Consider the following 25,909-nt stretch of genomic DNA (forward strand, 5'->3'; position numbering starts at 1 on the left):
TGTGCCTGCGGTCGGCCCCGCGGGGGGCCCTGGGCTCAGCCATCCAGCGCCGCCTCCATCACCGTCTTGGCGACCGGCGCGGACAACCGCCCGCCGTAGGCGCTCTCGGTCGTGCCGCCGTCCTCGATGACCACGGCCACCGCGACCTCGCGGTCGCCCTTCTCGGCGAAGGAGGTGAACCACGCGTAGGGCGGCAGCCCGACCCCGTGCTGCGCGGTGCCGGTCTTGCCGCCGACGGTGGCGCCGTCGATCTGTGCCCGCGTCCCGGTGCCCCGGCTCACGACGAGCTCCATCATCTGCTGCAGCGTCCGGGCGGTCCCGGTGCTGACGGCCCGGCCCAGCTCCTGCGGCGAGGGCTGCTCGATGACGCTGCCGGACCCGCCCGCCTCGGAGACCTTCGCGACGAGGTTCGGCTTCATGACGACCCCGTCGTTGGCGATGGCCGCCGAGATCATCGCCACCTGCAGCGGCGTGGCGACGTCGCTGCCCTGGCCGATGGCGGAGTACGCCAGCAGCGGCCCGGCGACGTCGTCGCCGGTGGGGTAGCGGCTCGTGGCCACCGACGTGGGGATGGACAGCGACTGCCCGAACCCGAACTTGCCCGCCTGCTCCTCCAGGGCGTCCGCGCCGAGCTGCTCGCCGAGCCAGCCGAAGGCCGTGTTGCAGGAGATCTTCAGCGCGTCGGCCAGGGAGACCTGGTCGTTCGGACCGCACGCGGTGCCCTCGTCGTTCTTGAGGGTGTTGCTCGTCTGCGGCAGGTCCAGCTCCTGCGGGCCGGCCAGCGCCGAGTCGGCGGTGTAGTCCCCGCTCTCCAGCGCCGCGGCCGCGGTGACGAGCTTGAACGTCGACCCCGGCGGGTACAGCGCGGACGTCGCCCGGTTCACGAGCGGGTCGTCCTCGTCGCCGTTGAGCCGCGTCCACGCCTGCTCCTGCGCGGCGCCGTCGTGGGTGGCGAGGGTGTTCGGGTCGTAGCTGGGGCTGGACACCATGGCCAGCACGTCCCCGGTCCGGGGGTCCAGCGCGACCACGGCCCCCTTGCGCCCGGCGAGGGCGTCCCACGCGGCCTGCTGCACCCGGGGCTGCAGGGTGAGCGTGACGTCGGCGCCCTGGGGCTTCTCGCCCGTCAGCAGGCTGGAGAGGTTCCGGTAGAACAGCTCGTCCGCGGACCCGGACAGCACGTCGTTCTCGGCCCGCTCGATCCCCGCCGTGCCGTACCGCAGCGAGTAGTAACCGGTGAGGGGCGCGTACAGCGGTCCCGCCGGGTACGTCCGCTGGAACTCGTAGGGGTCGTCCACGCGCTGGCTCGTGGCCACCGCCGCCCCGCCCTGGACGAGGATCGCCCCGCGCTCGCGGCCGAACTCGGAGTACAGCTGCCGGGAGTTGCCCGGCATCGCGTTCAGCGTGCCGGCGGAGACGAACTGGACCCACGTCGTGGACGCGAACAGCGCGAAGAACAGGAAGGCCACCACGAGGGACAGCCGGCGCAGCGGTCGGTTCACGCGATCCTCACCGCCTGGGTCACCCCGGTGTCGCCCTCGGGGCCGTTGCGGACCTCCGCGGCGGGGCGGCGGGCCAGGTCCGACACGCGCAGCAGCAGCGCCACGACGATCCAGTTCGACACCAGCGAGGACCCGCCGGCGGCCAGGAACGGCATCGTCAGACCCGTCAGGGGGATGACCCGGGTGACCCCGCCGACGACGACGAAGACCTGCAGCGTGACGGAGAACGCGAGCCCGGCGGCCAGCAGCTTGCCGAACCCGTCGCGCACGCCGATGGCCGTGCGCAGCCCGCGCTCGACGAGCACGACGTACAGGACGAGCACGGCGAACAGGCCGACGAGGCCGAGCTCCTCCCCGAGGGAGGAGTAGATGAAGTCGGAGTTGGCGTACGGCACCGTCTGCGGACGGCCCTCGCCCAGACCGGTCCCGGTGAGCCCGCCGTTGGCCATCCCGAACAGCCCCTGGACGAGCTGGTAGCTGGACCCGGTGCGGTTCTCGGCGGTGAACGGGTGCAGCCAGATGTCGACGCGGGCCTGGACGTGGCTCATCGTCGTCGCGGCGAACACGGCCGCCGCGGAGAACATCAGCAGCCCCAGCACGATCCACGACACGCGCTCGGTCGAGACGTACAGGACGGCCACGAACAGGCCGAAGAACAGCAGCGACGTCCCGAGGTCGCGCTGCAGGACGAGGATCCCGACGCTCGCCACCCAGGCCAGCAGGATCGGCCCGAGGTCGCGCGCCCGCGGCAGCTGCAGGAACAGCACCTTCTTGCCGGTCAGGGACAGCGCGTCGCGGTGCACGACGAGGTACCCGGCGAAGAACACCGCCAGGCAGATCTTCGCCAGCTCCCCGGGCTGGAACGACAACGACCCGATCCCGATCCAGATGCGCGCCCCGTTGACGGTGCGGCCCAGCCCCGGCACCAGGGGCAGCAGCAGCAGGACCAGACCGGCGACCGCCGCCGTCCACGTGTACCGGCGCAGGATGCGGTGGTCGCGCACGAACACCAGCACCACCCCGGCCATGACGATCCCCAGGGCCGACCAGGTGAACTGCCGCGAGGCCGCCGAGGAGTCCAGCGCGAGGTCGAGGCGGTGGATCATCACGAGCCCGATGCCGTTGAGCAGGGTCGCCACCGGCAGCAGCAACGGGTCGGCGTGCTTGGCCCGCCACCGCAGCAGCAGGTGCAGGACGACGGCGAGGCCACCGAGACCGCCCGCGTAGGCGAACAGGTTCGGCGGCAGCGACCCCTCGACCGTCAGCCCGGTCACGGCCCAGGCGCCGCCGGCGATGACGACGGCCAGCACCACGAGCGCGAGCTCGACGTTGCGCCGGGTCGTGGGGTAGACGGGCAGCACGGTGGCCATCAGCCGGCGCCTCCGCAGTCCTCGGGGGTCAGGGTCTGGGTCGGGGAACTGGTGGGGGTGCTCGTGGGCGAGCCGGGCGACGCAGCGCTCGGGACGGAGTAGTCCGGGGTCGCGCTCGTGGCCGGCGAGGGGGCGGGCGTGGTCGCCGCGACCGCCGCGCGGCAGGCCGCCGCGTTGTCCTCCAGGTTGGCGACGAGCTCGCGCGCGTCGGCGAGGCTGTCGGTGCTCACCCGGTCCCGGACCCGGTTCGACCACGTCGTCGACAGGTCGCCCACCGCGATGCCGGTGGTCTGCAGCACGTGCGAGGTCTTCAGCGGCCCCACGTCCTGCGTGAGGCCCTGGTAGATCGCGACCGTCCCGTCGTCGTCACCGACGAAGTACTGCTGCTGGCTCCACCGCCACACCCCGAACCCGCCGGCGGCGAGCAGCAGGACGAGCAGCAGGGGACCGGCGATCCAGCGAGCGCGGCGACGGCGGCGCTCGCGGTCGGTCAGCGCGGGGCGATCGTCGTCCTCCGCGTCGTCGCCGGACTCGTCCTGGGCGGCGCGCAGCGCGGCGGCCCGGGCGGCCGGGGTCCCGGCGGCCGAGGACCGGCGGGGGCGGTGGAACGCCGCGGCCCCGACGACCTGCGGGGTCGTCGAGGGCGGTGCCCCGCCGCCGAGCTCGACGACGTCGGCCACGACGCAGGAGATGTTGTCCGGCCCACCGCCGCGCAGCGCGAGCTCGACGAGGCGCTGACAGGTGGTGTCCGGGTCCTCCCCGGCGGCGAGGGTCTCGGCGAGGGTGTCGTGGCTCACGACCCCGGACAGCCCGTCGCTGCACAGCAGGTAGCGGTCACCGGGCCGGGCCTCGCGGACGGAGACGTCGGCCTCGTCGTCGGCCCGGCCCGTCAGCACGCGCATGATGACCGAGCGCTGGGGGTGCCGCTCGGCCTCCTCGGGGCTGATCCGGCCCTCGTCGATGAGGGTCTGGACGTAGCTGTGGTCCTTCGTGAGCTGGGTCAGCCGGCCCTCGCGCAGCAGGTACCCGCGCGAGTCGCCGATGTGCGCCAGCACGAGCCGGGACCCGGCCCGCAGGATCGCAGTGACCGTGGTGCCCATCCCGGTGAGGTCGGGTTCGGCCTCGATGCGCCGGCGCAGCTGCTCGTTCGCGGCCTCGATGGCCTCGCTCAGGTGCTGGGCGGCGTCGTCGCTGCCGTGCGACTCCCCGTCCAGGGAGGACATCTCCCCGACGGCCAGGGAGCTGGCGACGTCACCGCCGGCGTGCCCGCCCATCCCGTCGGCGACGACCAGCAGGTGCGGGCCGGCGTACCCGGAGTCCTGGTTGGTGGTGCGGCCCAGTCCGACGTCCGAGCGCGCGGCGTAGTTCAGCGCGATGGCCACGGGCTACCTCCGGAGCTCGAGCACGGTCTTGCCGATGCGCAACGGCGTGCCGGGCTCGAAGGGGGCGGGGGCGGTCAGGCGGTCGCGGCCGAGGAACGAGCCGTTGGTGGACTGCAGGTCCTCGACCGTCCAGCCGTCACCGGCGGCGTTGGGGGTGATGCGGACGTGCTTGGTGGAGGCGTACTCGTCGTCCAGGACGAGCGTGCAGTCGCTGCCGCGGCCGATGAGCATGGAGCTCTGACCCAGCGTGAGCGTGGTGCCGCGCAGCGAACCCTCGGTGACCACGAGCGTGGCCCGCCGGGCCCGGGCCGGTTCGGGCGGGGCGGCGGCGGGGTCGCGGCGCGGCGCGGCCTTGGCGCGGTCGGTGCGGCGGGCCGTCACCCGCGTGCCCAGCAGGTCCGCGCGCAGGACGCCGACGATGGCCAGGACGAACAGCCAGAGCACGACGAGCAGCCCCAACCGCAGGACGGTGAGGGTCAGTTCGCTCACGGGCGCGTCCCCGGCTCGCCCGTCACGTCCAGCCCTCGTCCCGCCGCGCGGCGTGGAACACCAGCTTGCTGCGCCCCACGGTGATCACGGCCCCGTCCCACAGGTCCAGGGAGGAGACGCGCTCGCCGTCGACGAACGTGCCGTTGGTGGAGCTGAGGTCGGACACGCGGGCCCCGCCGGGGGCGACGCGGATCTCGGCGTGCCGCCGCGAGACGCCCGGGTCGTCCAGGACGACGTCGGCGTCGGACCCGCGCCCCAGGACGGTCACGGCCTCGGCCAGGACGTACCCGCGGCCGTCGACCTCCAGCCGGGGCCGGCCGGCCTGGCTGGTGCGCGGGGTCGCCGGGGCCACCCGGCCCTTGACGGTGGAGGACAGCACGCGGAAGACCCCCGTCTCCAGGTCGTCGGACTCGTGGAAACCGACCCGCACCGGCCCGACGAAGCTGTACCGCTGCTTCTCGGCGTGCTGGGTGACGGCCGCGACGAGCTCGTCGGCGAGGGTGTCCTGCCAGGACGCGATCTTCTCGTGGTCGGCGCTGCCGAGCTCGACGATGAAGCTGTTCGGGACGAGGGTCCGGCCCCGCGACAGCACGGCCGCGCGGTCGTCCAGCTCGCGGCGCAGGGCGCTGGCGACCTCCACCGGCTGCACCTCGCTGCGGAAGGCCCGCGCGAACACACCGTTGACGGCACGTTCGACCCCGCGCTCGAAGCGGTCGAGCACTCCCACGGTGGGCCTCCCTCCACGATCGCGTCCAGTCGTCCGGCCCGGCAATCCTAGCCGGGGACCCCCTCCGTGCCCGTGGAGCGGCGGTGCGGGCAGGTGGAGGTGGCGTGAGGGCCCTCCCGGGGCTGGTACGGTTGCTCTCAGCACGCGCGAGTGGCGGAATAGGCAGACGCGCACGGTTCAGGTCCGTGTGCCCGAAAGGGCGTGGGGGTTCAACTCCCCCCTCGCGCACGTGTGGCGGGGCCCCGGTCAGCAGACCGGGGCCTTCGTCGTTCCCGGCGCCGCTCCCGTCTGCGAGGGTGGCGGGACGGCGCGGGACGGGGGACGGGACGCCGGAGCGGACGGTCCCCGGTGCCGCCCCGGCCTCCGTCGCGGTGCCCGACGACCCGGACGCTCCCCGGCTGCGCCCCTCGACCGCCGACGCCGAGGAGCAGGCCCGCGACGGGGAGGGGTGCGCCCGGATGGGGGAGGGCAGGTCCCTCGCCGACGACGGGACGCACCGGCTGCCGGCGGAGCAGACCGACGCGCTGCGCCTCGTCTTCTCGGCGGCCACCGACGTCGCGTCCGCGGTCGGCTACCGCGAGGACGGCGGTGACCGCGTCTTCCTCTGCACCGGCTGCTCCCTCCGGGACGACAGCAGCGGCGCGTCCTCCGGGAGCGTCCCCGTGCCCGCCGCCGACGTCGCGGCCACGCTGGCCGGCTCCCCGGTGGGCCACCGGCCGGGGGAGAACGTCGTCGACCACTACGGCTGGGCCGCGCCCGTCGTCACCGAGGACGTCGCGGCGCGCGCAGGAGGCGACCTGGCGGGCCCTGGACGCCTCGGGGCGGGTCCTGGCCGAGGGCGGGACCCGGCGGGACTGACCCGGGCGCGGGAGCAGCCGAGGAAGAAGCCGCCCTCGCCCGGCCTTGCAGCAGACGTGGCAGACGTCAGCACGCGGAACGCGCTCCTGGACCTCGTCGGCTCGACCCGCAACGGCGTCCTGGTGACGCTCAAGCGCGACGGCCGGCCCCAGCTGTCCAACGTCACCCACCACTACGACCCCGAGCGCCGGCTCGTGCGGGTCTCGGTCACCGCCGACCGCGCCAAGGCGAGGAACCTCCAGCGCGACCGGCGGGCCAGCCTGCACGTCACCAGCGCGGACTTCTGGAGCTGGGCCGTCGTCGAGGGCGAGGCGGACCTGTCCGCCGTCGCCGCCCGCGAGGACGACGAGACCGTCGCCGAACTCGTCGACCTCTACCGGGCGCTCGCGGGCGAGCACCCGGACTGGGACGACTACCGCCGCACGATGGTGCGGGACCGCCGGCAGGTGGTGCGGCTGCCGGTCGGGCACGTCTACGGGCAGGTGCCCGGGTGAGGACCCGTCGGCCGGGGTGGTGGCGTCGTGCTCTCCGAACGGGGGCCTGCGTGAACGCCGGGTCGTGTCCGCGCCCGGAGCCCGGTCGCCGCCTCCCCGGGGATCACTCCGTGGGACGTTCACCGGGTTCGTGCCGCGTCGTCGTGTCGTCCTCGGGTACCCCCCACCGACCCCGCGCGCCTCGACGCCACGGCAGGCGGTCGGCGGCGGCCTCGACGACGTTCCCGGTCCCCGCCCTGGCGCCGTCGAAGGTCTTCGCACCCAACCGGCCCACGGCCTTCGCGCTGCGCCCGGTGATCCCCACGGCACCGTCGCGGGCCTCCCCGACGGCCTCGCGCCAGGGCTTCGCCTCGACGGTCCTGCGGCTACCGGTGATCCCGAGCGTCTCGTGGAAGTCGAGCACGTCACCGGCCACCTCGTTCCCGGAGCGCACGACGCGGCCGACCTTGAGCGGGTGGAGGAGCGCCTGCTGGTTGGCGCCCACCGCGGCAGCCTCCATGCGGGAGAGGAGGCGTGATGTGCTGCGCGCGATGAGGTCGCGCCGCTTGGCGCGGGCGGCCCGGATCGCAGCGCGGTGGCTCTCGACGTCGTCCGGTGTGGAGTCCAGGACGCGGTCGAGTTCGAGCACGGCCAGACCGTCGAGCAGCTGGAAGCACCGCGCCAGGACGGCCAGCCACTCCGCGACGGTCGCCTCAGCGGTACCGGTGAGCCTGTCGAGCTTCCCGATCCGGGACTTCTCACCCACCTTCTCGGCCAGGGCGTCGAGCTGGCGCAGGGCGTAGGCCTGGGTCGTGGCGATCGACTGCGCCGCACCGTGCAGGGTCGACCACGTCACCTCGGACACCCGCCCGACGTGCTCGCGCTTGAGCAGGGCGTCGTCGATGACCACGCCCACGCCGATCATCTCGGCGACGGCCGCGTCCTTCTGGGCGCGGAGGACGTCGTCGACCTTCTCGTCGATCACCTCGAGGTACTCGGTGACCTCGTCCATGGCCTGCTGGAGGGCGAGCTGCGCCATGATGCCCGCAGCGCCGGCGAGCACCGCAGGGTTGGTGAGCAGCGCGCCGGCTGAGCCGGGGCCGGTGAACTCCAGGATCTTCGTGATCTTGCCGTTCTTCGTCGTGGCGACCGCCCGGCTCACGCCGCCCGAGGAACCCTTCATCGCCCCGCCGAGCTTGAGCGCCCTGGCGGACTCCTCGGTGAGCTTCACCCAGCGACCGGAGTTCCCGGCGATCTGCGACCCGGCCCGGGCGAGACCGGAACCCGCGTTCACGGCCGGCCCGAGCTTCTGGTCCAGCCGCAGGGCCCTGGACGGGACGCCGGCCGACGTGAGGAAGCGGTCGACGGCGGCGGCATCGCCGATGACGGCCAGGCCGTCGCCGTCGCCGATCAGTTCGATCTGCTCGCTCACCGGTCCACCCTCCTGGCAGAAGCTCTGTGAGCAAAAGTAGCGGAGGTCATCGACGTCTCGTCAGGACGAGCCCGGGGCCCGGTGCCGGGCGGCGGGGCGGACGTGGTGGGTCCGACCGGGGGAGGGCCACGTCCCGCGCCGGGCGGGATCCGGTGGCAGGGTGGGGCTCATGGGACTCATCGCCGTCACCGGTGCCACCGGCCAGATCGGGGGCCGGGTGGCCCGCGGGCTCGCGGCCGCCGGTGCCCAGCAGCGCCTCGTCGTCCGCGACCCCAACCGCGCCCCCGACCTCGAGGGCGCCGACGTGCGGGTGGCGACCTACGCCGACGGTGAGGCGCTGCGGCACGCCTTCGACGGGGCGGACGTCCTGCTGTTCGTCTCCGGGGCCGAGGACGCCGACCGGATGAAGCAGCACCGGTCGGTGGTCGAGGCCGCCGCGGCGGCCGGGGTGCAGCGGGTGGTCTACACCTCGTTCCTGGGCGCCTCCCCGGGGAGCACCTTCACGTTCGCCCGCGACCACGCCGCGACGGAGGACCTGCTGAGCGCCGCGCGGTTCACCACGACGTTCCTGCGCGACAACTTCTACCTCGACGTCATGCCCGAGTTCGTCACCGACGGCGCCCTGCGCGGGCCGGCGGGCACCGGCCGGGTCTCGGCGGTGGCCCGCGCCGACGTCGCCGAGGTCGCCCTGGCCGCCGTCCTGGACGAGGCGCACGGGGGCCGCAGCTACGACCTCACGGGCCCGCAGGCGCTGTCCTTCGCCGAGATCGCCGCGACGATCGCCCGCGTCCGCGGGATCCCCGTGGACTACGTCGAGGAGACCGTCGAGGAGGCCTACGCCTCCCGCGCGGACTCCGGGGCGCCGCGGTGGATGCTCGACGGGTGGGTCAGCACCTACACGGCCGTCGCCGCGGGCGAGCTCGACGCGGTCAGCGACGCGGTCCGGACCGTGACCGGGCACGAGGCCCGCAGCCTGGAGGACGTCCTCACCGGGGGCTGACCGGGCCCACCACGACGCGGTTGCGGCCCGCCGCCTTGGCGGCGTACAGGAGCCGGTCGGCCTGGCACAGCAGGTCCCCGCCGGCGCCTGGGTCCGGGCGGGCGCCGACGACGGCACCGAGCGAGACGGTCACCCGCAGGCCGTCGGCCACCTGCCCCCAGTCGGCCTGCTCGACCTCGTGCCGCAACCGGTCCAGCCGCCGCTGCACCCCCTCGAGGCCGTCGCCGGTCCGGGAGGGACCGCGCAGCACGCACACCAGGGCGAACTCCTCGCCGCCGATGCGGGCGAGGAGGTCCTGGTCGCGCACGTCCTGGCGCAGCAGCGTCCCGAACCGGCGCAGCACCTCGTCGCCCACGCCGTGCCCGAACGTGTCGTTGACGACCTTGAAGTGGTCGATGTCCAGGAGGCAGACGCAGACGCGGTCGCCCTCCCCGGCCCCGGCCAGCAGGTCGGGCAGGGCGGCGTCGAAGGAACGGCGGTTGCGCAACCCGGTCAGCGGGTCCTCGTGCGCCTGCCGGTCCAGCGTCTCGGCGTGCGAGCGCAGCCGCTGCAGCTCCACGGTCTGCGTCAGCAACCGGGCCCGGACCTGGGCGGTCTGGGTCTGCTGCCGGGTCTGCAGCTCGTGGAACCGCCGGTAGGCGGCCAGGGCGCTGCGGAAGTCGCCGGTCTCCTCGTGGCAGCGGGCGAGCAGTTCCTGCGCCCGGACGAGGATGGTCGCGTCCTCCACCGCCTCCGCCATCCGCACCACGTCGGTGAACAACCCGGTGGCGGCTTCGAAGTCCTTGCGCCGCAGCGCGTCCATGGCGCGGGCCTCCAGGACGCTGAGTTCCAGGCCCCGGTAGCCGTGGGTGCGGGACAGGTCCCGGCAGGCCTGCAGGTCGCGCGCCGCGGGTTCCGGGTCGTCGAGGTAGGTGGTGAGCGCACCGCGGTTGAGCAGCGTGATCGCCTGCCGGTAGGGGTTGCCCGCCTCCTCGGCCAGCCGGAACGCCTGCCCCGACACCTCCACCCCGTGGCGCAGGTCGGCCGCGGGCACGTCGACCCCGGCGTAGGCCCGGTTCAGGACGAGGTCGGCGGTGTTCGTCAGCAGGCAGAACCGGGTCTCGTCCGAGACGTCCTGCCCGGCGAGCTCGGCGCCGGCCCGGTCGAACAGCTCCCCGGCCTCGTCGAAGTCGCCCATGGCGCAGCGGATCGTCCCGGCGCGGTTGAAGGTGGCCGAGCGCAGGTCGGCGTCGGGGAGGGTGACGACCCGGGCGGTGCTGCGCTCGATCGCGCCGAGCGCCTCCTCGAACAGCGCCAGCTGCAGGTAGGAGAACGCCAGCAGGTTCAGGGCCTCGACCTGGCCGGGCACGTCCCGGAGGCGGTCGGCGACGGTGAACGCCTCCGCGCCCGCGCGCGCGGCGTCCTCCAGGTCCCCCAGCCGCGCGGCCTGGTGGCAGACCAGGCGCAGCGCCTGCGCGAGCGCGCGGTCGTCACCGGCGGCCGTGGCGGCCACGACGACCTGCTCGGCCAGGCGACGGCCCTCGCGGTAGTCCCCGCGGGTGCGGGCCCGCTCGGAGCGGAGCAGCAGGACAGCGCTGTCCACGCCCTCGTCCACCACCGCCGTCGTCACCTCCTGAGCATCGGCCCCCGGCCCCCGGTCTTGACGCACGACACCCGGACGGGTGCTGCGTAGGGTGCCCCGGTGCCCGGACCCCGCGACACCCCCGCCGACACCCCCGCCGGCACGCTCGCCGCCACCCTGGAACGCCTCGACGGCGCACCCTACGCCCGCTACCGGTCCCTGACCGGGCGTCCCTGGCCCCTGGGCGGTGGGACGACGGCGAGCCTGCGGCACGGGCAGGCCGACCCCTTCGCACCGCCCTCGCGCTGGGAGGTGCGGTGCCCGCGCACCCCGTTCGCCGCCCTCGCCCTCACCACCGCGGTCCGCCGCCGGGCGCTGGCGGGGTTCCTGGCCCGCTCGGCCCGCTCGGCGGCCGGGCCGTTCCGCATCGACGCCGGGGGGCAGGAGGTGGTGCAGCGCAGCAGTTGCGAGGTGTCCGCCGACGGGTCCGTCGTGCTGCGCCCGGCCTACGCGCTGCCGGGACCGCGCCGCCGCATCGACGGGCACCGGGCCGCCGCCGACCTCGCCGGGACGCTGCCCGCGCTCGTCACCGAGCACGTCCTGGGCGTCGACCTGGAGCAGGCGCGGGCCTTCTGCGACGCCGTCGAGGACGCCGCCCACCTGCGCTCGCTGCTGCCGGGGCTGGGGCTGGTCGCCTTCGTCGCCGACGGCGCGGTCCTGCCGCGGGCCAGCGGGGTCGACGACCGCCCCCTGGCGGGCGCGGTGCCCTTCGACTCCCCGCCGTCGCTGCGGGTCGAGGTCGACCTGCCGCACCGGGGCCGGACGAGCGGGATGGGGGTGCCGACGGGGGTGACGGTGCTCGTCGGCGGGGGTTTCCACGGCAAGTCGACGCTGCTGCGCGCGCTGGAGGCCGGGGTGGACGACCACGTGCCCGGTGACGGCCGCGACCTCGTGGTCACCGACCCCGGGGCCGTCGCCGTCCGCGCCGAGGACGGCCGCGCGGTGACGCGGGTGGACGTGGGCGCCTTCGTCAGCGGGCTGCCCGGCGGGGCCGACCCGCGGGACTTCACCACGGCCGACGCCTCGGGGTCGACGTCCCAGGCCGCCGCCACCGTCGAGGCGCTGGAGGCCGGGGCGCGCGTGCTGCTGCTCGACGAGGACACGACCGCGACGAACCTCATGGTCCGCGACGCGCGGATGCAGGAACTGGTCGCGAAGTCGTCCGAACCGCTGAACCCGTTCGTCGACCTCGTCCGCTCCCTCGCCGACGACCACGCCGTGTCCACCGTCCTCGTCGTCGGCTCCAGCGGCGACTACCTCGACGTGGCCGACCGCGTGCTGCTGCTGGAGTCCTACCGCTGCCACGACGTCACCGACCGGGCCCGGGAGGTCGCCCGCCGCCCCACGGGCCGGGTCGCCGAGGCCGGCACCTTCCCGGCCGTCCGGGCCCGCGTCCCCGACCCCGCCGGTGTGGACGCCACCGCCCGCGGGCGCCGGCGGGTGTCCGCCGTCGGGACCGACACCCTGCGGCTGGGCGAGGACGACGTCGACGTGCGCGCCGTCCGGCAGTTCACCGACCCCGCCCAGGTGACGGGGGCCGGTCTCGCGCTCGACCACGCCGTGGCGGCCGGGCACCTCGACGGGCGGCGCACGCTGGCGGAGGTCCTGGACCGGCTCGAGGCCGACCTCGCCGGCCCGACCGGGGGGTGGACCGGCGGGGCGGCCGCGGACGTCGCGGTGCCCCGCCGGCACGAGGTCGCGGCGGCCCTGAACCGGCTGCGGTCCCTGCGGGTGCTGCGCCTGCGCTGAGGCCCGCACCAGGCCCGCGCCGGGTCGGTGCCTGACCCCTGCGACCCGAATGGCGCAGCCAGTCCCGGCGGGGCCCCGCCGATGTCTGACGGGTGATCCCCCGTCCGAGCCCGCCGCGCGCCCGCGCCGCCGTGCTCGTGGTCGCGGCTGGGACCACCGCGGCCGCCGCCCTGAGCGGGGTGCCGGTGGCCCACGCCCGCCTGCTCCTGCTCCTCGCCCAGCTCGCCGCCGTCCTGGTCCTGGTCCTGGCCGGCCGGCGCGAGGGGGGGATCTGGCGGTGGTGGGCCGCCGCCCTGGCCGTCATCGCCCTGGGACCGGCGGTCCTGGCCGGTCTCGGCCTGACCGGGGGTGTGCTGCCGGGGTCCTCGATCGTGGTGGCGACCCCGCTCGTCTACGCCGCCCTGGTGCGGTGGAACCGGTTCCGCACCTACGTCTCCGACCCCGGGGACTGGCTCAACGGGGTCAGCGCCGTCGCCGGGCTCACCGCCGCCACGCTCGTGGCGCAGCGGTGGCTGGGGTTCCTGCCCGCCGACTGGCCCTCCTGGCAGCAGCAGCTGTGGGCGCTCGTCGTGTCCTCCCTGGTCATCCTGCTCGGGACGGCCACCACCGTGGCTGGGATCGGCGGGCTGTCCCGGGACCCGCGGATGTGGCTCGTCCTGCTGACCCTCACCGGGCTCATCGCGCTCACCCTGAACCTGCGCGAGGACCCGTCCGGCCGCCTGCACGCCCAGACCGGCTGGACCGTCGCGGCCCTCCTCGTCGCGCTGGCCTCCGTCCTGCCCGCCCGCACCGTCCCGGTCCCGGCGACGAGCCAGGCCCCCGCGGTGGGGGCGGTCGTGGTCCTGGTCCTGGCGGTGGCCGCGCTCGGGCTGGACGACCACCGCGAGGGGTGGACGGCGTCCTGCTACGCCGGCGCCGCCCTCCTCGGGGTCGGCGTGCGGATGGTGCACCTCGTCCTGGAGCTGAAGCACCTGGCCGACTCCCGCAGGCAGGCCCTGACCGACGAGCTCACCGGGATCGGCAACCGGCGCGCGCTCCTGCGCGAGCTCGACCGCCTCGTCGCCGACGGGCGCCCGGGCGCGCTGCTGCTGCTGGACGTCGACCGGTTCAAGGAGGTCAACGACCGCGACGGCCACCACGCCGGTGACGACCTGCTGCGCCGCGTGGTGGCCGCCGCCCGGCGCGCCGTGCCCGCCGACGCCGTGCTGACGCGCATCGGCGGTGACGAGTTCGCCGTGCTGCTGCCCGGTCGCGACGAGGGCCAGGCCGCCGGCATCGGCCGGGCCGTGCACGCGGCCGTCGCCGAGGACGCGCAGATCGGGGTGTCGGTGGGGGTCCGGTCCGGCCCGGCCGGGGCCCTGGACCCCGACCGCCTGCTGCGCCAGGCCGACACGGCCATGTACTCGGCCAAGACCGCCGGCGGTGGGGTCAGCGTCTACGACTCCGAGGTGGACGCCCGCCACCGCGAACGCGCCGGCCTGGCCGACGAGGTGCGCCGCCTGCTGCGCGCGGGCCACGGCCGCATGGCCCGCGAGGTCGTCCTGCACTACCAGCCGCAGGTCGACCTCGTCAGCGGTCGCGTCGTCGGCGTCGAGGCCCTGGTGCGCTGGCAGCACCCGGTGCGCGGTCTGCTGCCGCCGCTGGTGTTCCTGCCGCTCGTGGAGGAACTGGGCCTCATGCAGCTGCTCACCGACCACGTCCTGCGCCGCGCCGCCGTCGAGGCGGCGTCCTGGCGCCACGACGGGGTCCCGCTGCGGATCTCGGTCAACGTCTCGGCGAGCTGCCTGACGCACCCTGACCTGCTGCCGCTCGTCGACGAGGCGCTGGCCCACAGCGGGCTGGCCCCGGGGCGCCTCGTCCTGGAGGTCACCGAGACCACGCTCATGGCCGACCCGGACCTGGCCCTGGCCGTCACCCACGCCCTGACCCGGCGGGGGGTGCAGCTCAGCATCGACGACTACGGGACGGGGTACTCCTCGCTGGCCTACCTGACCGACCTGCCCGCCACCGAGCTCAAGCTCGACCGCGCCTTCACGGTCCGGGTGCTGGGCGAACCGCGCACGGCGGACATCGTCGAGGCCACCGTCGCCCTCGCGCACCGGCTGGGTCTGCGCGTCGTCGCCGAGGGCGTGGAGGACGAGGCGACCCGCGCCGTGCTGCGGGGGTTCGACGTCGACGAGTCGCAGGGGTACCTGCACGCCCGGCCGCTGGCGCCGGGCGACTTCACCCGCTGGCTGGCTGCCCTGCCGTGCCCGGCCCGCACCGCCGAGGTCGTGGGCGCGGAGACCGGCGAGCACTGACCGTCCCCGGCACCGGGGAGGACCCCGCCGCCGTGGCGAGTGGGGCAGGACGGGGTTTCGTGACACGCTGCCGGGGTCAGGCGCCGGAGACGGTCGACCCGGTGCACCGGCGCACCGCACCAACGCCCCGGCGGTCCTCCACCGGTGGCGCGGCCCCCGTCCACCCCGGAGGACACCGATGGACACCTGGACCCAGACGCTCGGAGCCGGCCCGCTCCTGGGCATCGCCGCGGGCGCGATCGCCCTCATCCTGCTGCTCGTCATCGTCGTCAAGCTGCACGCGTTCCTGACCCTCATCATCGTCTCGGCCCTCACCGCGATCGCCACGGGCATCCCGACCGACCAGATCGCCCCCACGCTCATCAGCGGTTTCGGCACCACCCTGGGCACCGTCGCGCTGCTCGTCGGGCTCGGGGCCATGCTCGGCCGCCTCGTGGAGTCCTCCGGCGGCGCCCGCGTGCTGGCCGACAAGATGATCGACGTGTTCGGCGAGAAGCGGGCGCCGTTCGCGCTCGGCGTCGCCTCGCTCATCGTGGGTTTCCCCATCTTCTTCGACGCGGGCCTCATCGTCATGCTGCCCATCGTCTTCGCGGTCGCGCGCCGCATGGGCGGGCGCTCGCTGCTGCTGTACGGCATCAGCGCCGCGGCCGCGTTCTCCGTCATGCACGTGTTCCTGCCCCCGCACCCCGGCCCCGTCTCGGCCACCGACCTGCTCGGGGCGAACATCGGCGTCGTCCTGCTCGCCGGCCTCGTCGTGGCGTTCCCGCTCTGGTACGTCTCGGGCTACCTGTGGGCCAGGGTCGCCAACGCCCGCAACCCGTTGCCGGTGCTGTCCCTGTTCGGCGGCGAGGACGACGACGTGCAGGCGCAGAACCCGCCGAAGGCCGGGACGGTCATGGCGATCCTCGCCGTGCCGCTCGTGCTGATCCTCATGAACACGCTGTTCACCACGCTCGGCACCTTCGACGTCGTCGACGCCGCGAACCCGGTCGTGCAGGTGCTCGTGTTCATCGGCACCAGCTCCGTCGCGCTGCTCATCAGCGTCCTCGTCGCCGCCCTCGTCCTGGGCCGGGCCCGCGGCGTGCGGGGTTCGGCGCTGGAGAAGACGCTGGAGAGCGCCCTCGGCCCGATCTGCTCGGTCGTGCTCATCACCGGCGCCGGCGGCATGTTCGGCGGGGTCCTGCGCACCTCCGGCATCGGCGACGCCCTGTCGACGACGCTGGGCGACCTCGGCCTGCCCGTCATCGTCGCCGCCTGGCTCATCGCCGCGATCCTGCGGCTGGCCCAGGGGTCGGCGACGGTCGCCCTCGTCACGGCCGCGGGCCTGGTCTCCCCGGCCGTCGCCGCGGCCGACCTGAACCCGGTGCAGCTGGCCGCCGTCGTGCTCGCCACCGCCGCCGGGTCGGTGTTCGCCGGCCACGTCAACGACTCCGGCTTCTGGCTCGTGGGCCGCCTCATGGGCATGGACGTGAAGACGACGCTGCGGACCTGGACGGTGCAGCAGGCCATCGAGTCCGTCCTGGGGTTCGCGGCCGCGCTGCTCGTGTTCGCGGTCGGCGCCGCGTTCTGACCCCGCCCGCACCACCCACCCCCACCAGGACCCACCAGGACCCGTCAGGACCCGTCAGGAGCCGCACGCCATGACCGACCTCTTCGACCTCACCGGCCGGACCGCCCTCGTGACGGGGTCCTCCCGCGGGCTGGGCCAGTCCCTCGCCCTCGCGCTGGCCCGCGCCGGGGTGCGGGTGACGCTGCACGGCCGCGACGGGGCCGCCCTCACCGCCGGGGCGGACCTGCTCGAGCGCGAGACCGGGACGCGCCCGGCCACCGTCGCCTTCGACGTCACCGACGCCGCCGCCGTCGAGGACGCGGTCGGGCGGCTGCTGGCCGAGCAGGGCGTGCCGGACGTCCTCGTCAACAACGCCGGCCTGCAGCGGCGCGCGCCGTTCACCGAGTTCTCCGTGGCCGACTGGGACGCGGTCATCGCCTCGAACCTGTCGGGCGTCTTCTACGTCTCGCGCTTCGTGGCCCCGGGGATGGTCGAACGCGGCTCCGGCAAGATCGTCAACATCGCGAGCGTGCAGTCGGTGCTGGCCCGCCAGACCATCGCCCCGTACTCGGCCTCCAAGGGCGGGGTCGCGCAACTGACCCGCGGCATGGCCGCCGACCTCGCCCGGCACAACGTGCAGGTCAACACCATCTCGCCCGGCTACTTCGCCACCGAGATGAACACCGACCTGTGGCAGGACCCCGAGTTCGACGCGTGGCTGCGCCAGCGCACCCCCGCCCGGCGCTGGGGGCGGGTGGAGGAGCTGCAGGGCACCCTCGTCTACCTCGCCTCCCGGGCCAGCGACTTCGTCTCGGGCCAGAACATCTTCGTCGACGGCGGGATGACGAGCGTCGTCTGACGCCCGCCCCCGCCCCTGCTGCAGAAGGAGAACGTGGTGAAGACCGTCCAGATCGACGGCAAGCTCGCCCTCGCCCGGCGCGAGGTCCCCACCCCCGAACCCGGCCCGGGGCAGGTGCGCCTGCGGGTCGACTACGTCGGCATCTGCGGGTCGGACCTGCACTACTACTTCGAGGGCGCCAACGGCGCGTTCGTCGTGCGCGAGCCGCTGGCCCCGGGGCACGAGCTGTCCGGTCGCGTCGACCTCGACCCCGGCGGCCGGTACGCGCCCGGAACCCCCGTCACCGTGCACCCGGCGCGGTTCGGCGTCCCCGAGCGCGGCGTGGAGGACGAACCCCACCTGTGGCCCGGTGGGTCCTACCTGGGCAGCGCCTCCACCACCCCGCACACCCAGGGCGCCCTGGCCGAGTACCTCGTCGTCGAGGCCGGCATGGTCCGGGAACTGCCGCCCGGTCTGCCGCTGGACCGCGCGGCGCTGGCCGAACCGCTGGCCGTCGCGCTGCACGGGGTCACCCGCGCCGGGGACGTCACCGGCGCCCGCGTCCTCGTCTCCGGCGCCGGGCCCATCGGCCTGCTCACCGCCGCGGCCGCCCGCGCCCGCGGCGCCGCCGAGGTGACCGTCGCGGACCTGCTGCCCGAACCGCTGGAACGGGCGCGGGCCGTCGGCGCCGGCCACGTCCTGCGGATCGGCGCCGACGAGGTCCCCGCCGGGGAGTTCGACGTGGTGTTCGAGTGCTCCGGGGCCGCCCCCGCCGTCAGCGCGGCGTTCGTCGCGGCCCGCCGCCGCGGTGTCGTCGCCCAGATCGGGATGACGCCCGACGAGGCGCGCCCGGTGAACCTCGCCCCCGCGATCTCCAAGGAACTCACCGTCCTGGGCGTGTTCCGGTTCAAGGACGAGATCGACGAGGCCGTGCGCCTGCTGGCCTCGACCCCCGCCCTGGCCTCGGTCATCACCCACGTGGTCGACGCCGACGAGGCGCAGCGGGCGTTCGAGACCGCCCGGGACTCCAGCGTCAGCGGCAAGGTCCTCGTCGCCGTGTGGCCCGAGCGCGGCTGAGCCCCGGGTGGCGCTACTCCTTCCCGAGCGTCGGGGTGGTGCCGCCGGACTGGCGGGCCAGGAGGTCGCGGATCTCGGTGAGCAGCACGACGTCCTCGGTGGGAGCCTTCGGTGCGGCGACCTCGCCCTTCTTGCGCAGGGCCAGCAGGCGGTTGACCGGGGTGACGATGACGAAGTAGACGACGGCGGCGACGATGAGGAAGTTGATGACCGCGCCGATGACCGCGCCGAAACCGAAGGTCGCGCCGTTCAGTTCCACCTCCCACAGCCTGTCGGTGTTCGGTGCCCCACCGATGGCGGCGATGAGCGGCGTGATGAGGTTGTCCACGATGGACGTGATGATCCGGGTGAACGCCGCGCCGATGACCACGGCCACGGCGAGGTCGATGACGTTGCCCCGCAGGACGAAGTCCCTGAACCCGTTGACGATCTTCACAGCAGTCCTCTCGGTCGTGGGCGGGAAGCCGTGACGAACACTAGGGCCGCGCGGCACTCCGGGCCCGCGCTCACGGTGGTGGGGCTGGGAGCGGCCGGGGCGAGCCTGGCGTGGCGGCTGGTGGACGCCGGGGTCCCGTTCGAGGTGGTCGAGGCGCCCCGGTCCGCCGACGTGCGCAGCCCGGACCGGACGTGGAGCACGTGGGGCGCGGCCGGTCCCGGCCCGTTCGGCCACCTCGTCTCGGCGAGCTGGCCGCGCATCCGCCTGGTCGCTCCCGACGGCGCCGTCGTGACCGCCGACCTCGGGGCCTGGCGCTACCGCAGTCTGCACTCCACCGACCTGGACCGGGCGGTGCGCGCGAAGCTGGCCGCCGCCGGGGTGCCCGTCCACGAACGGGTGCTGACCGGGCCGGCACCGGGGCCGGCGGTGGACACCCGGCCGGTCCCCCTCCCGGGGACCGGCCGGACCCTGCTGTGGCAGCACTTCCTGGGGTACCGCCTGCGCGCGCGCCGTCCCGTCTTCGACCCGGCGGTCGCCACGCTCATGGACTTCCGCACCCCGCAACCGGCCGGCGGGGTGGCGTTCGGGTACGTCCTGCCGACGTCGCCGACGGAGGCGCTGGTGGAGTACACCGAGTTCTCCGCCGACCTGCTCACCGACGCGCAGTACCGCGACCGGCTCGGGGAGTTCCTGCGGCGCAGCGGGACCGGGCCGCACGAGGTGGTGGGGGAGGAACGGGGCGTCATCCCGATGACGGACGCGCGGTTCCCGGCCTCGGGGGAACCGGGGGTCCTGCGGTGGGGGGCGGGCGCCGGGTCGATCCGGCCGTCCACCGGGTACTCGTTCACCACGCTGCAGCGTCAGGCCGACGCGCTCGCGGCGCAGGTCGCGCGCCGCGGGCCGCAGGGTCTGACGCTGCCACCGCCGCACCGGCGTCGGCACCTGCTGATGGACTCCCTGGTCCTGGAGGCGTTGACGTCGGGACGGGTCGAGGGGGCCGCGTTCTTCGTGGACCTGTTCCGGCGCAACCCGGTCCACCGCGTGCTGGGTTTCCTCGACGGGACGACGACGCCCGCGCAGGACCTGGCGCTGATGGCCACGTCCCCGCGGGCGGCGATGCTGTCGACCGTGGTCAGCCGGGTGGTTCCCGGCCGGTGATCAGGCGTTGAGGACGGCCTCGACGTCGAGTTCCAGGTCGACCTTGTCGGCCACGACGAGACCGCCGTTGTCCAGGCGCGCGTCGAACTCGACACCGAAGTCGCGGCGGTTGATCTGGCCCCTGGCCGAGAACCCGGCGCGGGTGCCGCCGTAGGCGTCGGGACCGAAACCGGAGACCTCGACGGTCAGCGTCACGGGGCGGGAGACGCCCTTGAGGGTCAGGTCACCGGTGAGGACGAAGTCGTCCCCGTCGTGGCCCAGGGCGGTCGAGCGGAACGTCGCGGTGGGGTGGTTCACGACGTCGAAGAAGTCGTTGGTCTTGAGGTGCCCGTCGCGCTGCTCGTTGAACGTCGTGACGGTGGTGACGTCGACCTCGGCGGTCACCGAGGACCGGCCCGGCTCCTCGCTCGTGACGATCTCGCCGGACACGGAGCCGAGGCGGCCGCGGACCTTGCTGACGGCCATGTGCCGGACCGTGAAGGAGATCTCGGAGTGGCTCGCGTCGATCGTCCAGGTGCCGGCCCGGTAGCCGGGGACCGCGGGCAGCCCGGCCTGCGCCGGCGCCTCGATCGTCGTCGTGCCGCTGTTCTTGCCCTTGCCGCCGAACCAGCCCATGGTGTCCTCCAGAAGTCTTTGCAGCTTCAACTGCCTGGAAGCGACGGTACCCCCAAGTGCTTCAAGGTGCAAGTATCTTTGCTGGTGTTCCTCCCCGGGGCGCGCAGCGGGTCGGTACCGTCGGGCTGTGATCAGCCGCAGGCTCCCCGACGGCTGGGCCGCGTGGCCCCTGCTCCTCGCGTCGGTGGCGCCCGTGCTCGCGACCGGTCACGTCGTGTGGACAGCGCTCGGGGGAGCTTCGGACGGGATCGTCCAGGAGGACCCGCCCCCCTCTGCGGCGGAGCTGGTGGGGAACCGGTGGTCGACGCTGTGGTCCGGGCCGCAGGTCACGACCCTCCTCGTGGTCGCGCTGCTACCCCTCCTCGTGCTCGCGGCCGCCGCCGTGGCGGGGCGACCGGTGGCCCTGGTGCCCCGAGGTGTCGCCCGGCGCGCGGCCACCGGCCTCGCCGCCGTCACGACGCTCGCCTCGATCGCCGGGATCCTCGGGTTCTGCGCGCAGTTGCTGGGGGTGCTCCCCGTGCGGATGTGGTCCGGTACGCCGTCGAAGCTCGACGCGTTCTCGGTGGGGGCCACGGTCGTCCTCGCCACGACCGTCCTGGGGTCGGTCGCGACAGCCGTGCTGCTGCCCCGCAGCGGCACGGGTTCCGCGGACGACGTGGCGGACGACCTCGAGGGGGACGAGGCGGTCGGGGACGACCACGCCGAGGACCCCCCGTCGCGCCGGCCGGTCAGCGCCGTCGTCGACGCCCCACCACGCCCGGCCCGGGCGGGCCTGCCGCGGCTCCGCCCCGAGGACGTCGCGCTCTACCGCCGTCCCTGACGGGAACCGCCGGGCCGCAGCCCGGCTGAGCCCTGCCGTCGACGTCGTCATCCTGCGCGTCGCCGTGTGCGCCGAGGCCGGCCTTGCCGCGCTGCTGGCGGGGGGAGGGCTCCCGGCGCGCCGCCCACGACCCCCGGGGGCGCAGTGCGCCGCAGGGGCGGGGCACCGGGACGGACCTGCTGCCCGGTCCTCGACGAGCGGTCGGACTGCTCGACGCCGGGGGACACGGCAGCGCGCCGACCCGAGTGACCACCTGCGCGAACCGCCGGCGCGACCCGTCAGACGACGGTGCCCCGCTCGAAGAACCACGTGACGGCGAGCGCCCCCGCGTCCACGGCACCGTCCACGACGGTGTGCCGGGTGCCGTCGGCCGCGGCGCGGTAGGCGGCGTTGAGGGCGGCGACGGCGGGCACGTCGGCGATGTCCGCCCCGGCGAGGGCGTCGGCGGCCGGGGCCATCGCGTCGACGAGGGACCCCGCGCCCGTGGCCGGGGCGCCGGCGCGCTGCACGGCGGCCAGGCCGGCCTGCGCCGCGTCGGCCAGTTCCCGGGTGCCGGCCTGCCGGCCGCAGGAGCGGGCGAACTCGCCGAACCAGGGGGCCAGCAACGACGGCAGCCCCGGACTGGCGGCGAAGCCGGTGGCGACGGCGGCGAAGACGTCACCGGCCAGCTCCGGGGTCCGCTCGCGCAGGACGTCGTCGGCGGCGGCCGCCGCGCGTTCCAGTTCGGGGCCCAGGCCGTGCAGCTCCTCGGAGCGGGTGCGCAGCTGGTGCTCGAAGCCCCGCCACCACAGCAGGACGCGCCGGACGTCGAGGTCGGCGGCGCGGGTCCCGGCGACGGGGTCGACCCGGCGGCCGTCACGGCGCAGTTCCAGCTCGTCCAGGGGGGACAGCGTGCCTGCCGGCGCGCCTGTCGTCGTCGTGCTCGCCGGTCGCTTCACGGCCCACCGCCTCGTCGTCGAGGGTTCCGTCGTCTGACGCGGCGAGCCTGTCACGGGGGCCGGGTGATCGCCAGACGGAGGCGTCCGAGGCGCGGTTGAACGTTCTAGATGACTACGGAGAGTAGCTTCTAGGCTACCCATCTGCGGCTCAAGCGTGCTGAGATGCGGACCGATGCCACGAGTGTCGGTGACGCACCGTCTCGACGCACTCACGAGAAGGAGCTCCACCGTGAACAAGCACCGTTCGCTCGCCGCCGTCCTCGTCTCGGGTGCCCTGCTCCTCGGTGGCGCCGCCTCGGCCCCCGCCGCCTCGGCCGCCGTCACCGCGACCGCGAAGACCTCCGTCGCGAAGACCTCCGTCGTGAAGACCGCCCCGGCGAAGACCACCGGCCACCTGCGCTCGGCGTCCACCGGCCACCTGCGTTCGGTGTCCACCGGCCACCTCCGCTCGGTCTCGGCGGGCCACCTGCGCTGACACGCGCCCCCCGCGTGGTCACCGGTCCTCCCCCGGAAGGGGAAGATGGACGTCGTGGCCAAGATCGAGGACTACGCCCTGATCGGTGACCTCCACACCGCGGCGCTCGTCGACCGCACGGGGTCCATCGACTGGTTGTGCTTCCCCCGCTTCGACTCACCCGCGTGCTTCGCGGCCCTGCTCGACACCCCGGACGCCGGACGGTGGCGGCTCGGGCCGAGCGGCGGCGCCCGCAGCACCCGACGGCGCTACCGCGGGGCCTCCCTGGTGCTGGAGACCGAGTGGGACACCCCCGACGGCACCGTCCGGGTCACCGACTTCATGCCCCAGCGCGGCAACCACCCCGACGTCGTCCGCATCGTGGAGGGCCTGGAGGGCGAGGTCCGGATGACCTCCGAGCTCACCCTCCGCTTCGACTACGGCTCGATCGTGCCGTGGGTGCGCCGCCGCGGTGACGAGCTCGAGGCCGTCGCCGGGCCGGACTCGGTGTGGTTCTGGACCACCGTCCCGGTCGAGGGCCGGGACCTGAGCTCGGTGTCCGACTTCGTCGTCCGCGAGGGTGAGCGCGTCCCCTTCGTCCTGACCTGGGGCCGCAGCCACGAGAAGGTCCCGCACCGCCCCGACCCCTTCCACGCCCTCGAGGACACCCTCGCGTTCTGGCAGGACTGGAACCGCACCGAGACGGTCGAGGGGCGCTGGGAGGAGGCCGTCACCCGTTCCCTGGTCGTCCTGAAGGCCATGACGTACGCCCCCACGGGCGGGATCGTCGCCGCCGTGACGACGTCGCTGCCCGAGGAGCTGGGCGGGACCCGGAACTGGGACTACCGCTACTGCTGGCTGCGCGATGCGACCTACACGTTGCAGGCGATGCTGCTGTCCGGGCACTTGGAGGAGGCCGGCGCGTGGCGGGAGTGGCTGCTGCGCACCGTCGCCGGGGACCCGGGCGACCTGCAGATCATGTACGCCCTCGACGGCACCCGGCGGCTGCCGGAGATGGAGCTGCCCTGGCTGAAGGGGTACGAGGGGTCCTCCCCCGTGCGCATCGGCAACGAGGCCGTCGACCAGTTGCAGCTCGACGTGTGGGGCGAGGTCCTCGACAGCCTGTTCCTGGCCCGCCAGGCCGGGCTGGAGCGCCAGGACGACTCCTGGAACCTGCAGAAGGCGCTCATGCACCACCTCGAGGCGCGCTGGCAGGAACCGGACAACGGCCTGTGGGAGATGCGCGGTCCGCGCCGGCACTTCACCCACTCCAAGGTCATGGCCTGGGTCGCGGCCGACCGCATGGTGCGCAGCGTGGAGGAGTTCGGCCTGCCCGGGCCGGTGCAGCGGTGGCGCCGGGTGCGCGAGGAGATCCGCGCCGACGTCCTCGCCAACGGCATCTCCCCGACGACCGGGACGTTCACGCAGAGCTACGGGTCCGACAACCTCGACGCCAGCCTGCTGCTCATCCCGCGCGTGGGCTTCCTGCCCTTCGACGACCCGCGCGTGGTCGCGACGGTGGAGGCGATCCAGCGCGACCTCACCGAGGACGGGTTCGTGCTGCGGTACCGCACCGAGGAGTCCGCCGACGGTCTACCGGGCTCGGAGGGCGTCTTCCTGGCGTGCTCGTTCTGGATGGTCGACGCCCTGCACGGGATCGGTCGCACGGACGAGGCGCGGGAGCTGTTCGAGCGGCTGCTGTCGCTGCGCAACGACGTCGGGCTCCTGTCCGAGGAGTACGACCCCGTCTCCCGGCGCCAGCTCGGCAACTTCCCGCAGGCGTTCAGCCACTTCCCGCTCGTCGTCGCCGCCCACCACCTCACCAGCGGTGAGGGCGAGCGCAGCGACGACGTGGACGGGCACGTCGAGGGGCACGGCGAGGGGTGAGCCCTGCGCCCGGCGACCGGCGCCACGGCCGGGCACGGCGCTGCTCCGACCGGGTCCGGTTCGCCGCCGGCGGTTGAGATCGCGCGGGACGTGCCGATACGCAGGTGTGCAGCGAGAACGACGGACCGCCGGCGCGAGCCTGGCCGCGCGTCGCCGTCACCTGCTGCGCGGCATCAGCGCCCGGGACCCGCGCTCGGCCCGGGTCTGGGCCGTCGTCGCGCTCATGGCGACCGTCCTGACCAACGTCGTCAGCGGCGCCGTGGAGGTCCGCGGGGTGCCGGTCCTGGAAGTGGCCGGGGCCCTCGCGCTCGCCGCCCTGTCGGCGGTGCTGCTGCGCGTGTCGGTCGACCGCGCGGGACCTCTCATCGTCCTGGCCCCCCTGGCCGGGGTCGCCACCATCGTCTGGCTCGACCTCGCCACGCACGACGCCGGTGTCACCGGTCAGGTGTTCTTCATCGTCCCCGTCGTGTGGGCCGCCGCCCAGCTGCGCACCGGCGGCGTGGCGATCGTGACGGCCGCGACGATCGCGGGGGAGGGGGTCGTCGTCTGGACCCTGCTGGAACCCCGGCAGGCCGCGACCGACTTCGCCTACCTCACGGTCGTGTTCCTGCTCGTCAGCGGCGTCCTCACCCGGGCCGCGGCCGCCCAGGAACGGCTCGTGGACCGGTTGCGCGAGCAGGCCAGCATCGACCCGCTGACGGGGCTGTGGACGCGGCGGGTGCTGGACACGGCGACCGCGCGCGCCGTGCAGCACCGCGTCGCCGAGGCCTCCCTCGTCATCATCGACCTCGACCGCTTCAAGACGATCAACGACACCTACGGCCACCTCGGCGGTGACGCGGCCCTGACGCACGTGGCCGAACTGCTGACCGGGCACTGCCGGGAGGCGGACGTCGTCGCGCGCATGGGCGGGGACGAACTGGCCGTGCTCATGCTGGACTGCCCCCGCGAGATCGCCGCGCACCGCGCCCAGCAGTTCGTCGACGCGGTGCGCTCCACCCCGCTGCACCTGCCCGGCGGGGCGCTGGTCCCGCTGTCCATCAGCGCCGGGCTGGCGACGCTGTCCCCCTCCGCCACGCGCGCCGAGGACCTCTACGCCAGCGCCGACGCCGCCCTGTACGTGGCCAAGCGGGCCGGGCGGGGCAGGTTGTCGGCGGCCTGAGCCGGCCGGCCGTCGCGTTCCCCGGCGGACCCGCGCGGGTTCGGCCGATGATGGGCCCGGGAACCACCGGCGGGG

At 74.7% G+C, this 25,909-nt stretch carries 22 protein-coding genes and 1 tRNA gene; 13 read left to right on the forward strand and 10 right to left on the reverse strand.

The window, feature by feature from the left end; all coding sequences use genetic code 11:
* Positions 1 to 35 precede the first annotated feature (35 nt).
* Genes AB2L27_RS00365 through AB2L27_RS00385 form a run of 5 tightly spaced genes read right to left on the reverse strand, consistent with a single transcriptional unit; the run spans position 36 to position 5,467 of the window.
* Entirely contained in the window at positions 36 to 1,499 is a 1,464-nt protein-coding gene (locus tag AB2L27_RS00365; protein ID WP_370439471.1) for a peptidoglycan D,D-transpeptidase FtsI family protein, read from the reverse strand.
* Positions 1,496 to 2,869: an FtsW/RodA/SpoVE family cell cycle protein gene (locus AB2L27_RS00370; protein WP_370439472.1), complete on the reverse strand. Its 1,374-nt coding sequence runs from the start codon at positions 2,867 to 2,869 to the stop codon at positions 1,496 to 1,498. The genes AB2L27_RS00365 and AB2L27_RS00370 overlap by 4 nt, the downstream gene beginning before the upstream one ends.
* Positions 2,869 to 4,251, reverse strand: coding sequence for a Stp1/IreP family PP2C-type Ser/Thr phosphatase (locus AB2L27_RS00375; RefSeq protein ID WP_370439473.1), 1,383 nt, complete (start codon positions 4,249 to 4,251; stop codon positions 2,869 to 2,871). Before AB2L27_RS00375 ends, AB2L27_RS00370 begins: the two co-directional genes overlap by 1 nt.
* A 3-nt stretch (positions 4,252 to 4,254) precedes the next feature.
* Positions 4,255 to 4,740, reverse strand: a complete 486-nt coding sequence (locus tag AB2L27_RS00380; protein ID WP_370439474.1) for an FHA domain-containing protein FhaB/FipA — start codon at positions 4,738 to 4,740, stop codon at positions 4,255 to 4,257.
* Positions 4,741 to 4,762: 22 nt separating this feature from the next.
* Positions 4,763 to 5,467, reverse strand: coding sequence for an FhaA domain-containing protein (locus AB2L27_RS00385; RefSeq protein ID WP_370439475.1), 705 nt, complete (start codon positions 5,465 to 5,467; stop codon positions 4,763 to 4,765).
* Positions 5,468 to 5,611: 144 nt separating this feature from the next.
* Between AB2L27_RS00385 and AB2L27_RS00390 the strand changes: the two genes are divergently transcribed.
* Positions 5,612 to 5,695 (forward strand) — tRNA-Leu (locus AB2L27_RS00390).
* A gap of 686 nt (positions 5,696 to 6,381) precedes the next feature.
* Positions 6,382 to 6,819: a PPOX class F420-dependent oxidoreductase gene (locus AB2L27_RS00395; RefSeq protein WP_370439726.1), complete on the forward strand. Its 438-nt coding sequence runs from the start codon at positions 6,382 to 6,384 to the stop codon at positions 6,817 to 6,819.
* A 103-nt stretch (positions 6,820 to 6,922) separates the two neighbouring features.
* On the opposite strand, the gene AB2L27_RS00400 is transcribed toward AB2L27_RS00395, so the two are convergent.
* Complete coding sequence (locus tag AB2L27_RS00400) at positions 6,923 to 8,230, reverse strand: hypothetical protein (protein ID WP_370439476.1); 1,308 nt, start codon at positions 8,228 to 8,230, stop codon at positions 6,923 to 6,925.
* A gap of 169 nt (positions 8,231 to 8,399) precedes the next feature.
* On the opposite strand from AB2L27_RS00400, the gene AB2L27_RS00405 reads away from it, so the two are divergent.
* Positions 8,400 to 9,230, forward strand: a complete 831-nt coding sequence (locus AB2L27_RS00405; RefSeq protein ID WP_370439477.1) for an SDR family oxidoreductase — start codon at positions 8,400 to 8,402, stop codon at positions 9,228 to 9,230.
* On the opposite strand, the gene AB2L27_RS00410 is transcribed toward AB2L27_RS00405, so the two are convergent.
* The gene (locus tag AB2L27_RS00410) at positions 9,217 to 10,839 is read right to left on the reverse strand and encodes a tetratricopeptide repeat-containing diguanylate cyclase (protein ID WP_370439478.1); all 1,623 of its coding nucleotides are present in this window, start codon (positions 10,837 to 10,839) and stop codon (positions 9,217 to 9,219) included. The genes AB2L27_RS00405 and AB2L27_RS00410 overlap by 14 nt on opposite strands.
* Positions 10,840 to 10,911: 72 nt before the next feature.
* On the opposite strand from AB2L27_RS00410, the gene AB2L27_RS00415 reads away from it, so the two are divergent.
* The 5 genes from AB2L27_RS00415 to AB2L27_RS00435 all read left to right on the forward strand — a co-directional run bounded on the left by AB2L27_RS00415 (position 10,912) and on the right by AB2L27_RS00435 (position 18,364).
* The gene (locus AB2L27_RS00415; protein ID WP_370439479.1) at positions 10,912 to 12,600 is read left to right on the forward strand and encodes a P-loop domain-containing protein; all 1,689 of its coding nucleotides are present in this window, start codon (positions 10,912 to 10,914) and stop codon (positions 12,598 to 12,600) included.
* A 92-nt stretch (positions 12,601 to 12,692) separates the two neighbouring features.
* On the forward strand, positions 12,693 to 14,900 hold the full coding sequence (locus AB2L27_RS00420; protein WP_370439480.1) for a putative bifunctional diguanylate cyclase/phosphodiesterase: 2,208 nt from the start codon (positions 12,693 to 12,695) through the stop codon (positions 14,898 to 14,900).
* 178 nt (positions 14,901 to 15,078) lie between these two features.
* On the forward strand, positions 15,079 to 16,470 hold the full coding sequence (locus AB2L27_RS00425; protein WP_370439481.1) for a GntP family permease: 1,392 nt from the start codon (positions 15,079 to 15,081) through the stop codon (positions 16,468 to 16,470).
* Positions 16,471 to 16,540: 70 nt separating this feature from the next.
* Positions 16,541 to 17,308 carry an SDR family oxidoreductase gene (locus tag AB2L27_RS00430; RefSeq protein ID WP_370439482.1) on the forward strand — a complete coding sequence of 256 codons (768 nt, stop codon included), beginning with the start codon at positions 16,541 to 16,543 and terminating at the stop codon, positions 17,306 to 17,308.
* 36 nt (positions 17,309 to 17,344) lie between these two features.
* Positions 17,345 to 18,364: a zinc-binding dehydrogenase gene (locus AB2L27_RS00435; protein ID WP_370439483.1), complete on the forward strand. Its 1,020-nt coding sequence runs from the start codon at positions 17,345 to 17,347 to the stop codon at positions 18,362 to 18,364.
* A 13-nt stretch (positions 18,365 to 18,377) separates the two neighbouring features.
* Here the strand turns inward: AB2L27_RS00435 and mscL are convergent, their stop codons facing one another.
* Positions 18,378 to 18,794 carry a large conductance mechanosensitive channel protein MscL gene (gene mscL, locus AB2L27_RS00440; RefSeq protein WP_370439727.1) on the reverse strand — a complete coding sequence of 139 codons (417 nt, stop codon included), beginning with the start codon at positions 18,792 to 18,794 and terminating at the stop codon, positions 18,378 to 18,380.
* Positions 18,795 to 18,830: 36 nt separating this feature from the next.
* Between mscL and AB2L27_RS00445 the strand changes: the two genes are divergently transcribed.
* Positions 18,831 to 19,958, forward strand: coding sequence for a lycopene cyclase family protein (locus AB2L27_RS00445; protein WP_370439484.1), 1,128 nt, complete (start codon positions 18,831 to 18,833; stop codon positions 19,956 to 19,958).
* Here AB2L27_RS00445 and AB2L27_RS00450 read toward each other — a convergent pair whose 3' ends face one another.
* Positions 19,959 to 20,573 carry a YceI family protein gene (locus AB2L27_RS00450; protein ID WP_370439728.1) on the reverse strand — a complete coding sequence of 205 codons (615 nt, stop codon included), beginning with the start codon at positions 20,571 to 20,573 and terminating at the stop codon, positions 19,959 to 19,961.
* 127 nt (positions 20,574 to 20,700) lie between these two features.
* On the opposite strand from AB2L27_RS00450, the gene AB2L27_RS00455 reads away from it, so the two are divergent.
* Positions 20,701 to 21,393: a hypothetical protein gene (locus tag AB2L27_RS00455; RefSeq protein WP_370439485.1), complete on the forward strand. Its 693-nt coding sequence runs from the start codon at positions 20,701 to 20,703 to the stop codon at positions 21,391 to 21,393.
* Positions 21,394 to 21,671: 278 nt separating this feature from the next.
* On the opposite strand, the gene AB2L27_RS00460 is transcribed toward AB2L27_RS00455, so the two are convergent.
* Positions 21,672 to 22,331 (reverse strand): DAK2 domain-containing protein, encoded by a 660-nt coding sequence (locus AB2L27_RS00460; RefSeq protein WP_370439486.1) that lies wholly within the window; start codon positions 22,329 to 22,331, stop codon positions 21,672 to 21,674.
* Between the two features lie 229 nt (positions 22,332 to 22,560).
* On the opposite strand from AB2L27_RS00460, the gene AB2L27_RS00465 reads away from it, so the two are divergent.
* From AB2L27_RS00465 to AB2L27_RS00475, 3 genes are all read left to right on the forward strand, one after another.
* Positions 22,561 to 22,806: a hypothetical protein gene (locus tag AB2L27_RS00465; protein ID WP_370439487.1), complete on the forward strand. Its 246-nt coding sequence runs from the start codon at positions 22,561 to 22,563 to the stop codon at positions 22,804 to 22,806.
* A gap of 54 nt (positions 22,807 to 22,860) precedes the next feature.
* Positions 22,861 to 24,672 carry a glycoside hydrolase family 15 protein gene (locus AB2L27_RS00470; RefSeq protein WP_370439488.1) on the forward strand — a complete coding sequence of 604 codons (1,812 nt, stop codon included), beginning with the start codon at positions 22,861 to 22,863 and terminating at the stop codon, positions 24,670 to 24,672.
* A gap of 106 nt (positions 24,673 to 24,778) precedes the next feature.
* Positions 24,779 to 25,834, forward strand: a complete 1,056-nt coding sequence (locus tag AB2L27_RS00475; protein WP_370439489.1) for a GGDEF domain-containing protein — start codon at positions 24,779 to 24,781, stop codon at positions 25,832 to 25,834.
* Positions 25,835 to 25,909 lie beyond the last annotated feature (75 nt).

Source organism: Kineococcus halophytocola, from assembly GCF_041276425.1.
Lineage (GTDB): Bacteria > Actinomycetota > Actinomycetes > Actinomycetales > Kineococcaceae > Kineococcus > Kineococcus halophytocola.